This window comes from Micromonospora sp. NPDC023633 (genome assembly GCF_040640035.1).
Taxonomy (GTDB): Bacteria; Actinomycetota; Actinomycetes; order Mycobacteriales; family Micromonosporaceae; genus Micromonospora.
Window position 1 is genome coordinate 1 of sequence record NZ_JBFABB010000021.1, and the last position, 10579, is coordinate 10579.

The following is a 10579-nucleotide window of genomic DNA, read 5'->3' on the forward strand; positions in this document are numbered from 1 at the left end:
CAAGAGCGCGGTCGGGGTGGAGATCCCGAACACCGATCCGGAGAACGTGGCGCTCGGCGACGTGCTGCGGTCGCGGGCGGCCACCAGCGACCACCGGCCGCCGGGGGCGGCTCGGCGAGGCCGGGCAGGACCCGGCCCCGGGCCGCCAGGTCGACCGCGAAGTCGGCCAGCTCGGCGAGGTGGCGCAGGGTCGCGCCCGGCACGGCGGCCACCGCGTCGACGCCGCGCAGCAGGGGCAGGGCGGCGTCGGGGGCGTACCAGAGGACGGGGACCCGCCACCCGGCGAGGGTGACCGGCCCACGGACCGGCCCGGCGACGTCGGGGCGGACGAGCTCCGGGGAGTCCAGCGGCGTGCCGGCCCGGGTGGGGAGGGCGAGCAGGGCCGTGCCGAGCTCGGCCGGCTCGGCCGTTCCGGCCAGCGTGGCGGCGAGCGCGGCGTGGTCGGCGGCGAACGGGTGCGGCCGTTCCCGGGGCGCCCGGCCCGGGCGGCGCGGCGCGTGGGCCGGCAGCGTGCTGTCCTCGGCCCAGACGGCGAGCCCGACGCCCGACCGCCAGACCCCGTGGACGACCAGCACGCGTTCCCCTCCTCGCGACGACCCCGGCGAGGATATCGGGCCGGGCCCGGCGGCCCCGACCAGCACACCGTCGGCCGTCCGGACGGGCGACCGGCGGGCGACCGGGCCGGGGGGGGCGCGGTGCCCGGCCGGGCGGTCGGCGGGGCTAGGGTCGGGCGCGTGTACGACCTCCTCGTGATCGGCGGCCTCGGTGTCGACGTGCGGGTGCGGGTGCCCGCGATCCCGCTGCCGGCCGCCGACTCCGTCGCCGTCGACCCGATCGACCTGCGGATCGGCAACACCGGCGCCGGGGTGGCGCTGGCCGGGCACGCGCTCGGGCTCCGGGTGGCGGTGGTCGACGTCGTCGGCGTCGACCCGGCCGGCGACGTGGTCCGGGCCGCGCTGGCCCGCACCTGCGTGCACGCCGTGCTGCGCGACGCCCCGGCCGGCACCCGGCGGTCGGTGAACCTGGTCGACCCGGCCGGCCGGCGGATGTCGCTCTACGACCCGCGCCCCTGGCACGGGCCGGCCCCGTTCCCGGCGGCCGAGGTGACCGCGCTGGTCCGGCAGGCCGCACACGTGCACCTCTCGATCATGGACTGGACGCTTCCCCTGCTGCCCGCCCTGCGCGCCGGGCTCGCCGACGGGGCCGTCCTCTCCACCGACCTGCACGACTGGGACGGCGGGAACCCCTACCACCGTCCCTTCGCCGAGGTGGCCGACCTGGTCTTCGTCAGCGGCGTCCGGCTGGGCACGGGGGCCGGCGCGCTCGCCGCCACGCTGGCGCCCCGCACGGTGCTGGTCACCCGGGGAGCGGACGGCGCCGAGCTGCACACCGGGGGGAGCGCCCCGACGCCGGTGCCCGCCGCCGCGCCGCCCGCACCGGTCGTCGACACCAACGGCGCGGGGGACGCCTTCGCGGCGGGCCTGATCGCCGGCCGGCTGCGCGGCGCGTCGCTGACCGACGCGGCGGCGTACGCGGCCCGGGTCGCCGCGGCGGCCTGCACCCACGACGGCATGGAGTATCCGCCCGACCTGCTGCCGCGCCGCTGACGCCGCTGCTCGCCGGCTCGTCGCCCGGGTCGGGTCGCCGCGGCGATCCCGCCCGCGGCGGTCAGACCGCGCCGGTGGCGCCGTCGGTCAGCTCGCGGAGGATGTCGGCGTGCCCGGCGTGCCGGGCGGTCTCCTCGATCATGTGCACCAGGATCCAGCGCAGCGAGACCTCGCCGAGCTGCGGGTGCGGCACGACGTGGTCGAGGTCGAACCGGCCGGCGACCTCCCGGGACCGGGCGCAGGCCCGCTCGTAGGCGGCGGCGAGCCCTTCGACGGTGTCGCCGTCGGTGAGCGTGAAGCTGGCCACCGCGTCCTCCTCGGAGGTGAGGTAGACGTCGCCGGGGCCGGGGGCCAGCAGGCACGGGAACCAGTTCCGTTCCACCAGCGTCAGGTGTTTGACCAGGCCGGCGACGGTGGTGGCCGAGGGCACCAGCCGGCGGGCCGCGTCGGCGTCGGAGAGCCCGCGCAGCTTGCGCAGCAGCACGCCCCGGTGGAAGTCCAGGAACGACTCGAGCACGGCCCGCTCGTCGCCCGTACGCGCCAGCACCGGGCCGAGGGTGGAATCGATCTTCATCTCCGCCATCCACCCGACCCTAGTGCCGGGGCGCCCAGGCCCGCTGCCCCGCTATCCCTGCGCCGCCGGGCCGTGCCGGGCAGGATGGGGCGCATGGCATCAACGGCAGAAATCCCCCTGGTGGGTGGCGTCGCCGACGGCGAGACCGTCACCGTGGAGCTGGACCCGAACGGCCGGCCGCCGCTGACCCACCACCACCTCGGCGCGAAGGGGCTGGCCGAGGCGGAGATCTACGAGCTGGAGTCCGTGGCCGCCGAGGCCGACCGGTGGTGCTACCGCTGGCGCGGACCGGCGGTCTGAGCCGGCGGGTCAGGCCGCCGGGGCCAGGCTGCGGGCGCGCAGGCTGTCCAGCACGGCGCGGGTGACCTGGGAGGTCCCCCGGGCCTCGTCGCACACCTCGGCCACCCGCCGGGCGGTGGCCTCGGCCCGCTGCTCCCGCTCGTCCCAGAGCCGGTCGACCTCGGCCAGGAGCGGGCCCTCGACCTCCCGCTCCACGCCGCGCAGCGCCGGCACCCCGAGCCGCTGGGCCAGGTCGAAGACCTTGCCGGCGTACGGCAGCGGCAGGAACGGCGTGCCCGCCATCGCGGCGAAGATCAGGAAGTGCAGCCGCATGCCCACGGCCAGGTCGAAGTGGCGCATCAGCCCGAGCACCTGCTGGGGCGAGTAGGTGCCGTGCAGGATCCGGCCCCGCTCGGCGGCGACCATGTGCGACAGCACGCCGTGCGAGTGTCGGATGTCGTCGCGCTCCATCGGGACGAAGAGCACGTAGGCGTCGATCCGGTGCACCAGGAAGTCGCCGATCTGGGCGAGCAGGCGGTGGTAGCCGTCGACGTCGAGCCGCTCGGCGGCCCGGCCCGGCTCCCGTACGCTCATCCCGACCAGCCGCTTGCCGGCCGGCACGCCCTCCTCGCGGAGCAGCTCCGCCGGGAAGTCCTCGGGTTCGATCAGGAACGCAGGGTCGGCGGTCACGGTGATCGGGTTGAGCAGCCCCGCCTCCTCCAGCACCATCCGGGACTCCTGGTCCCGCACGGTCACCTGGGTGGCGCTGGCCAGGGTCTCCCGCACCATGCCCGTGTCCACGCCCTCGCTGAGCGGCCCGACCCCCACCGCGTACGTCAGCAGCGGCAGGCCCCGCTCCTGGGCGACCCGGACCACCCGCAGGTAGCGGCGGGCCTCCCGGTCGTAGAGGATGCCGCCGCCGCCGAGGATCAGCACGTCGAGCTGGGCCAGGACCAGCGCCGAGTCGGTCCGGCTGATCCCCTCCCAGGGCACCGCCTCCACGTCGGGATGGGCGATGCGGGTGTGCCCCGGGTTCCGGGAGAAGACGATGATCCGCCCGTTCGGCTCCTGCTCCCGCAGATCGGCCAGCAGACCGCTCAGGATCGCCTCGTCACCGAGGTTGCGACCGCCGTACGAGCCGAGCACACCGATGGTCAGTCCGCCACCATGCCTCATCCGTCGCTCCTCCCCAGGTGCGTCCGGGGCGGGGGTTTCCCGCTGCGCGGGGGAACACTCCTGACGCGGCTCAGCCGGCCGGGGCCCACCACGCCGCCGCGTCCCGGCTCACCGGGCGGCGGCGCCCACCAATCGGGACACGAACGCCACGACCACGTCGTCGGGGTCGAATCCCGCCTCGATGGACGTGCCGAGCAGGTCGAGCAGCAGCCCGTCGATCGCGTAGTGCAGCAGGGCGACCTCGAACGCGCCACCCGGTAGCCCGGAGGCGAGGTGGAACGCGACGTCGTCGCGGTAACCCCGGCGCAGCGTGTCGCCGAGGATCCGGGCCAGGTCGGGGCGGCGGGCCGCCTCCAGCCGCAGCTCGATCAGCGCCCGGGTGAGGTCGGGCTGCCGGGTGGTCCGCTCGACGATGTAGCGCAGGTAGTCCGTGAACAGCTCCAGCGACGGCTCACGGGAGCCCAGCTCGGCCAGGACCCGCTCGTCCGGGGCGAACCGCTCCATGATCCGCTCGCCGAGCGCGCCGAGCAGCGCGTCGCGGGAGCGGAAGTAGTTGGAGGCGGTACCCGTCGGCACCCCCGCCTCGGCGTCGACCGCCCGGTGGGTCAGGCCGCGCGCCCCGGTCGCCGCCAGCACCCGCAGCCCCGCGTCGGCCAGGGCCGCCCGTCGTTCCACGTTTCTCGCCACGAGGAACACCCTAGCAAGAACCACTATGGGTGTAGTAGCTTCATCCACGACACCAGTAGTGATTGGGGAACGGTTTGCGCAAGCTCGTGTACTACGTCGCCAGCACCCTCGACGGCTTCATCGCCGCCCCCGACGGGTCGTACGACTTCTTCCCGTTGGACCCCGACCTGGCCGCCCACCTCGCGGCCAACTGGTCCCAGACCCTCCCGACGTTCGCCCACCCGCAGTTCGGCATCGACGAGCCGACGGGCCGCTTCGACGCGGTGCTGATGGGCCGGGCCACCTACGACCCGGCGCTGAAGATGGGCGTCACGAGCCCGTACGCGCACCTGAAGCAGTACGTCTTCTCCCGCACCCTGCCGCCGGCCGCCGAGCCGGAGGTGGAGATCGTCTCCACGGATCCGGTGGACTTCGTCCGGGAGCTGAAGCGCCGACCCGGCCGCGACATCTGGCTCTGCGGCGGCGGCCAGCTCGCCGGCCAGCTCCTGCCCGAGGTCGACGAGCTGATCATCAAGCTCAACCCGTACGTGGTCGGCAGCGGCATCCCGCTCGCCGACCGGGGGTTCGACCCGCGCCGGTTCGACCTGGTCGACACCCGTCCGTTCGACAGCGGAGTGGTCATCCTCCACTACGCCCGCCCCGCCGAGGCGGAGTAGCCGGACTGGCCCCGGGGCAGGCGGGAGCCGACCGTGCCGACCGGCGCTGCCGCCGGGCGACGGGGCCCCGGCCGACTCCCCGGCAACGAGGCGTCCGATCGCCGCCAGACCGGGAGCCGTCCGACGATCAAGATCGTTGGCATGACGACATTGAACGGAAGAGCCGCCCTGGTCACCGGCGGCGCCCGGGGCATCGGCGCCGCCATCGCCCTGCGCCTGGCGCAGGAAGGTGCCGACGTGGCGATCACGTACGAGAACTCGACCGACCGGGCGGCGGTGGTGGCGAAGCAGATCGAGGCGCTCGGCCGGCGGGCGCTGGCGATCCGGGCCGACAGCGCGGATCCCGCCGCCGTCCGCGACGCGGTCGACCGGGCAGCCACGGGACTGGGTCGCCTCGACATCCTGGTCAACAACGCCGGGGTGTTCCTGGTCGGCCAGATGACGGAACTCAGCGACGACGAGGTGGAGCGGACGCTCGCGGTGAACGTCCGTGCGCCGTTCCTCGCCGCGCAGGCCGCCGTGCGGCACCTGACCGACGGCGGCCGGATCATCAGCGTCGGCAGCAACGTCGGAGAGCGGGCGGTCTTCCCCGGCCTGTCTCTCTATTCGATGAGCAAGACCGCGCTGGTCGGCCTGACCCGGGGCCTCGCCCGGGAACTCGGCCCGCGCGGGATCACGGCCAACCTGGTCAACCCGGGGCCGACGGACACCGACGCCAACCCGGCGGACGGCCCGAACGCCGCCACCATCGCCGGCTTCACCGCCCTCGGCCGCTTCGCCACGCCGGCCGACATCGCCGCGACCGTGGCGCACCTCGCCAGCCCCGAGGCCGGGTACGTCACCGGCGCGGTGGTCAACGTGGACGGCGGCTTCACCAGCTGACCGGCCCCCGGGCGCGACGGGAACCGGTTTCCGTCGCGCCCGGGTCTCGCCTCGCGTCGGGCCGGGCTGGCGGTGGACCCGGCGCCACCAGCCGGATCACGGCTGCGCCGAGTCCGGGCGCCACCCGGAGTCAGCCGGGCGGCGACACCGGGTGGGTGAGGAACGGCAGGACGGCGGCGGGCAGCGCCGGCGAGACGACGATGTCGTGGTGGGTGAGCCCCGGCAGCACGGCGAGCCGGGAGGTCGGGCGGTCGGTGCCGTCCGGGCCGGCATCCCGGTGGCCGCCGCCGAGCAGCCCGAAGAACTCCACCATGTGCGCGGTGCTGACCGAGTCGGCGTCGGCGAAGACCAGCAGGGTGGGCACGGCGAGGGCGGCCACCTCCGCCGACCAGTCGTAGTCGCGGCGCAGCAACTCGCCGGTCTTCGCCCAGAGCCGCGACCAGTCCCCCGGTCGGGGCGCGACGCGGGTGTAGAGCTCGTGCGGCGGAGTGCCGCGCATCCGCTCGCCCGCCTCCTCGTCGGGCTCGGGCATGCCCGCCAGCACCTCCGGATACCAGCCCTGCCGCCGGCACGGCGCGGAGACGACGACCAGCCGGCGCACCAGCGCCGGGTGCTGGATCGCGGTGCGCAACGCCACGCCGCCGCCGAGCGAGTAGCCCATCACGTCGGCCCCGGTCAGGCCGAGGTGGGAGATCAGCGCCGCGACGTCGTCGGCCATCGACTCGTGGCGCAGCGGACGGTCGACGTCGGCGGTGCGGCCGTGGCCCTGAAGGTCGACCGCGATCACCCGACGACGCGCGGCCAGCGCCGGCAGGAGCGGCGCGAACATCTCCGCCGACCCGAAGCCGCCGTGCAGCAACAGCAGCGGGCGGCCGGCGCCGCGCTCCTCGTGCCACAGGCGCAGCCCGTCGACCTCCGCGTAGCTCACCGCCCCATCCAACCCCGGCCGTACGCGGCACGTGGGCCATCGGCCGTACGCGGCACGTGGGCCATCGGCCGTCCGGGCGCGCGTCGTCGTCCGCGGTTCCGGCGCGATGAGCGCCCTGTCCCGCCGTTCTCGTGAGCTACAGCCGCTTGCGCATCTGGATGGCGGTCGCCTCGAAGCCCATCTGCTCGTAGAGCGTCCGCGCGGGGAGGTTGAAGCCGAAGACGCTCAGGCCGATCGAGACGACTCCCCACTCCCGGCACCGCTTCTCGACGGCCTGGATCATGGCCCGCCCGTAGCCCTTGCGCCGCAGGTCCGGCCGCACCTCGAAGTCGTAGCCGAAGGCGTGCGGGCCGTCCGACTTCTGTTCGACGTGCAGCCACAGCATGCCGACCTCGTCGGCACCGTCGTAGGCCGTCCAGAGATGGTGACCCGGCGTCGCCAGACCGTCGGGCAGGAGTTTCGCGTACTCCTCCTGCGCCTTCTGCTGCGCCTCCGGCGCCGGCATCGCGCCGGACTCGGCGATGTTCCGCGCGTAGCTCGTTTCCGCCCGCTGCCGGTACCGGAGGTACTGCTCGTCGGTCATCGGCTCCAGTCTCAGCGTCACCCCGACACGGTATTTCAGCCGCTCGGACCGGGCCGTCCGGAGAGGAGAAAACGGACGTTGCGCGCCGTGGGTCAGCGCTGACCGGGGGCGTGCTGCGCGGCCGGCCCGGCACCACGACTGGCGGGCAGACCAGGCCGGCCCGGACAGCCGGTCGAGGCGCTCACCGCGACCTGCAGGAGGTCGACCCGACGTCCCTGGCCGGCCGTGCCGCACCGTCAGGCGTGGCGGAACCGTCCCGGCTATCCCGGCTATCCCGGCCGGACGCACGGGTCGGTGACCGAATAGGTCGGGCTCTGCGCCGTACGGCCATCCGTCGTGGTCGCCCGCACCGACCAGGTCAACGCCGACGCACGCAACTGCCCGACGGTCGCCCGCGCCGCCGATCCGTCCACCGTCAGGGCCCGCGCCGACGTCCGGCCCCCGGCGGGTGTCCAGCGGACCTCGGCGGCGACGAGCGTGGCACTGCCAGCGGCCCGCACCACGAGGCTGTACGTCTCCGAGCCGCACCGCACGTGAGCCGTGGCGGAGACCGTGAACGGCGCGGCGACCTGCGGTGCGCCGGTCGGCCGGGGCGCGGTCGGAGACCTGGTCGGTGCCGGAGACCCGGTCGGTGCCGGACGCCTGGTCGGTGCCGGTGCGCCACCACCGGGTACGACCTCGGGCGCCTCGGTTTGGGCGGCCCCGTCGCCGTCCGCCGGCACGGCCGCGGTCCCCGGCGTCGAGCCGGCGGCGTCGGCCGGCGGCGGATCGGCAGCCCGCGGGTCACCTCCCGTGGCCGTGACGGACGCCGGCGCGGAGGCGGCCGCCACCGGACCACCCACCGGTGAGCCGAACGTCTCGGGCATCGGTTGGCCGGAGGCGTTCCGCGCGGTCGGGCGCCCGGGTGCCAGTGCCCAGGTGCCGAGCGCGGCGAGGAGGACCAGCAGAGCCGCGGTCGCGGCCAGCCGCCGGCGCCGCTCGCGGTTCGCCCGCACGGCGTGCGCCGCACCGCGCGCCACCGCCGCACCGCCCGCCACCGCCGCGCCGTCGCGGACCACCGCCGCACCATCCGGAGTGACCGCCGCACCGTCCGAAGTGACCGCCGCACCGTCCGGAGCGACCACCACCACGCCGTCCGGGACCACCGCACCGTCGGCCGTCGGTGCGGGCTCTTCGACCGGTCTGTCCGCCGGCTCGGCGGGCCCCGACGCGGCTGGTTCGCCGACCACCGGCGGCTCGTCGGCGGCGGGGGCGGCCGTGTCCGCACCCGTCGGATCGACTGCCGCGCCGGCCGCCGAGTCGGCCAGGACGTCGGCCGCGCAGGTCTCGGCCAGTCGCGGCCACACCGTGTCGGCCACGACCAGGAAGGCCGGTGCCGTGTACGCCGACAGCAGCGCGGCCGGGCTGAGCTGTTCCCGCCGGAGCAACCCGCACACCGCACAGCTCTCGATGTGCCGCGAGACCCGCTTGCGCAGGGTCGGGGTAAGCCGGCCCTGCCAGCCGTCGAGCAGGCCGGCGAGGGTCGGGCAGTCCCGGGCTCCGGTGCGGGCCACCAGCAGCGCCCCCAGCGCCCGTTCGAGCTGCGAGCGGGCGCGCGACAGGCGGGCGTGCGCGTGGTTCGCGGGCACCCCGAGGGCCGCGCCGATGTCGGCGGACGACAGGTCGTGGCGGATGGCCAGGTGGACCACCTCACGGTCGCCCGGGTTCAGCGCGGCGACCGCGGTGTGCACCAGGTCGCGTACCTGCGCGGCGTTGACGCCCGTGCCCGGGTCGGCGATGTCGGCCACCGGCTCGCCGGCCTCCTCCAGCGGCAGGGAGCGGGACCGCTCCCGGAGCTGCCGCAGGCACTCGTTGCGCACGATCGCGTACAACCAGGAGCGCAACCGGTCGGGCTCGCGGAGCTGGCCGATGCGCTGGCTGGCGGTGAGGAACGCGTCGTGGACGGCGTCCGCGGCGGCCTCCGGTTCGCGCAGCATGGTCCGGGCGTACGTGTACAGGCGATCGGCGTACCGCCGGTACATGCCCTCCAGCCCGGCCCGATCACCGCGGCGCACCGCCTCGACCAGTGCGGTGTCGTCCCGTGCCGTCGTGTCCATCCGTCTCCCTCGCTGCTCGTCGACGGGTCCAGTAGAACCGCGGATTTTTTTCTTCGGGTCTTTCTGTTGGCATCCCGACCCGACCGCGCTCCTACCGGTGTCAGCACTACCGAACAGCCTGAGAAAGGAAGACACCATGCGAGAGGGATCGAACCGGAACCCGTGGACGCGTCGGACGGCCACCGTGGGAGGAGCCGCGCTGAGCGCGCTCGTGCTCGGCCAGCTGGCCCTCGCCGGGCCGGTGGCGGCGGTGCCCGGCCTGAGCATCAAGACGACGACCGGCCCCAGCAACAGCAGCGCGAAGACGCAGAACGCGCCCTGCCCGGTTGGCACCAAGGTCATCGGCGGCGGTGGCGCGATCACCGGTTCCGGCCTCGGGCAGGTCGGCATGGACATCATGCGGCCGCTGATCGGCGGGGACGCGTACTCGGTGACCGGCCGGGAGGACGAGAACGGCGTCGGCGGCAACTGGGCGGTCACGGCGAACGCGATCTGCGCCACGCCGCCCCCGGGCCTGGTGATGGTGTCCGGCAGTTCGGCGCCCAGCTTCGGCACGTCGAACTGGTTCGAGAAGTCCTGCCCGGTCGGCAAGCACGCCATCGGGGTCGGTGGCGCGGTCGTCGGGGCGGCGAACAGCGAGGTCGTCCTGGAGGACCTGCGCATCCACCAGAACAGCGTCGTGGTGGCGGGCGCCGAGGACGGCACGGGCTTCGCCGACACGTGGTGGCTGGACGCCACCGCGATCTGCGCCGACCCGCTGCCCGGCGAGCAGCGCGTGATCGACGACAGCGACTACAGCTCCGCCGCCACGCGGTCGATCACGGCCACCTGTCCCCCCGGTACGCGGGTGCACGGCGTCGGCGGCGAGATCCTCGGCGGCGACGGGCAGGTGCGCCTGACCCAGATGCGGGCCACGACCTCGACCGTCGTCACGGTCTCCGCCGCCGAGGACGAGGACGGTTTCAGCAGCAACTGGAAGGTGCGCGCGTACGCCGTCTGCGCGAGCTGACCCGCGGCGTGCCGGGGGGGCGGCCCCGGCGGGCGGCGGGGGGCCCCGGGGCACCACCAAACCCCCCCCCCCGGGCGCCCCCCCCCGGAGAGCGGGGGGGTG

Annotated in this window: 11 protein-coding genes and 1 pseudogene; 5 read left to right on the plus strand and 7 right to left on the minus strand. The window is 75.2% G+C overall.

All coding sequences use genetic code 11. The features are described 5' to 3' along the window. Positions 1-575: pseudogene (locus AB0G13_RS09160) on the minus strand (ATP-dependent helicase); the annotation flags it as partial. A 159-nt stretch (positions 576-734) separates the two neighbouring features. On the opposite strand from AB0G13_RS09160, the gene AB0G13_RS09165 reads away from it, so the two are divergent. Beyond that, positions 735-1607 (plus strand): carbohydrate kinase family protein, encoded by an 873-nt coding sequence (locus tag AB0G13_RS09165; protein ID WP_357871173.1) that lies wholly within the window; start codon positions 735-737, stop codon positions 1605-1607. Between the two features lie 61 nt (positions 1608-1668). Here the strand turns inward: AB0G13_RS09165 and AB0G13_RS09170 are convergent, their stop codons facing one another. After that, on the minus strand, positions 1669-2190 hold the full coding sequence (locus AB0G13_RS09170) for a DinB family protein (RefSeq protein WP_357871177.1): 522 nt from the start codon (positions 2188-2190) through the stop codon (positions 1669-1671). A gap of 84 nt (positions 2191-2274) precedes the next feature. On the opposite strand from AB0G13_RS09170, the gene AB0G13_RS09175 reads away from it, so the two are divergent. Further along, positions 2275-2481, plus strand: coding sequence for a hypothetical protein (locus AB0G13_RS09175; RefSeq protein WP_357871180.1), 207 nt, complete (start codon positions 2275-2277; stop codon positions 2479-2481). Between the two features lie 9 nt (positions 2482-2490). On the opposite strand, the gene AB0G13_RS09180 is transcribed toward AB0G13_RS09175, so the two are convergent. Together AB0G13_RS09180 and AB0G13_RS09185 are read right to left on the minus strand one after the other, a co-directional pair. Next, the gene (locus tag AB0G13_RS09180; protein ID WP_357871183.1) at positions 2491-3636 is read right to left on the minus strand and encodes a polysaccharide pyruvyl transferase family protein; all 1146 of its coding nucleotides are present in this window, start codon (positions 3634-3636) and stop codon (positions 2491-2493) included. A 108-nt stretch (positions 3637-3744) separates the two neighbouring features. Continuing rightward, complete coding sequence (locus tag AB0G13_RS09185; RefSeq protein ID WP_357871186.1) at positions 3745-4323, minus strand: TetR family transcriptional regulator; 579 nt, start codon at positions 4321-4323, stop codon at positions 3745-3747. A 74-nt stretch (positions 4324-4397) separates the two neighbouring features. Between AB0G13_RS09185 and AB0G13_RS09190 the strand changes: the two genes are divergently transcribed. Beyond that, positions 4398-4979: a dihydrofolate reductase family protein gene (locus AB0G13_RS09190; protein ID WP_357871188.1), complete on the plus strand. Its 582-nt coding sequence runs from the start codon at positions 4398-4400 to the stop codon at positions 4977-4979. 141 nt (positions 4980-5120) lie between these two features. Next, a complete protein-coding gene (locus tag AB0G13_RS09195; protein WP_357871190.1) occupies positions 5121-5861 on the plus strand; it encodes a 3-oxoacyl-ACP reductase family protein in 741 nt (246 codons plus the stop codon). A 130-nt stretch (positions 5862-5991) separates the two neighbouring features. Here AB0G13_RS09195 and AB0G13_RS09200 read toward each other — a convergent pair whose 3' ends face one another. The 3 genes from AB0G13_RS09200 to AB0G13_RS09210 all read right to left on the minus strand — a co-directional run bounded on the left by AB0G13_RS09200 (position 5992) and on the right by AB0G13_RS09210 (position 9468). Next, positions 5992-6789, minus strand: coding sequence for an alpha/beta hydrolase (locus AB0G13_RS09200; protein WP_357871193.1), 798 nt, complete (start codon positions 6787-6789; stop codon positions 5992-5994). Between the two features lie 136 nt (positions 6790-6925). After that, complete coding sequence (locus AB0G13_RS09205) at positions 6926-7393, minus strand: GNAT family N-acetyltransferase (protein ID WP_357871196.1); 468 nt, start codon at positions 7391-7393, stop codon at positions 6926-6928. A 248-nt stretch (positions 7394-7641) separates the two neighbouring features. Further along, entirely contained in the window at positions 7642-9468 is a 1827-nt protein-coding gene (locus AB0G13_RS09210) for a sigma-70 family RNA polymerase sigma factor (protein ID WP_357871199.1), read from the minus strand. A gap of 136 nt (positions 9469-9604) precedes the next feature. On the opposite strand from AB0G13_RS09210, the gene AB0G13_RS09215 reads away from it, so the two are divergent. Then, positions 9605-10477, plus strand: a complete 873-nt coding sequence (locus AB0G13_RS09215) for a hypothetical protein (RefSeq protein ID WP_357871202.1) — start codon at positions 9605-9607, stop codon at positions 10475-10477. Positions 10478-10579: the final 102 nt, after the last annotated feature.

Bases quoted from the DNA above. Each gene is read 5' to 3' on its own strand.
- AB0G13_RS09175 (WP_357871180.1), top strand. From the start codon at position 2,275: ATGGCATCAACGGCAGAAATCCCCCTGGTGGGTGGCGTCGCCGACGGC.
- AB0G13_RS09215 (WP_357871202.1), top strand. From the start codon at position 9,605: ATGCGAGAGGGATCGAACCGGAACCCGTGGACGCGTCGGACGGCCACC.
- AB0G13_RS09210 (WP_357871199.1), bottom strand. From the start codon at position 9,468: ATGGACACGACGGCACGGGACGACACCGCACTGGTCGAGGCGGTGCGC.
- AB0G13_RS09170 (WP_357871177.1), bottom strand. From the start codon at position 2,190: ATGGCGGAGATGAAGATCGATTCCACCCTCGGCCCGGTGCTGGCGCGT.
- AB0G13_RS09180 (WP_357871183.1), bottom strand. From the start codon at position 3,636: ATGAGGCATGGTGGCGGACTGACCATCGGTGTGCTCGGCTCGTACGGC.
- AB0G13_RS09195 (WP_357871190.1), top strand. From the start codon at position 5,121: ATGACGACATTGAACGGAAGAGCCGCCCTGGTCACCGGCGGCGCCCGG.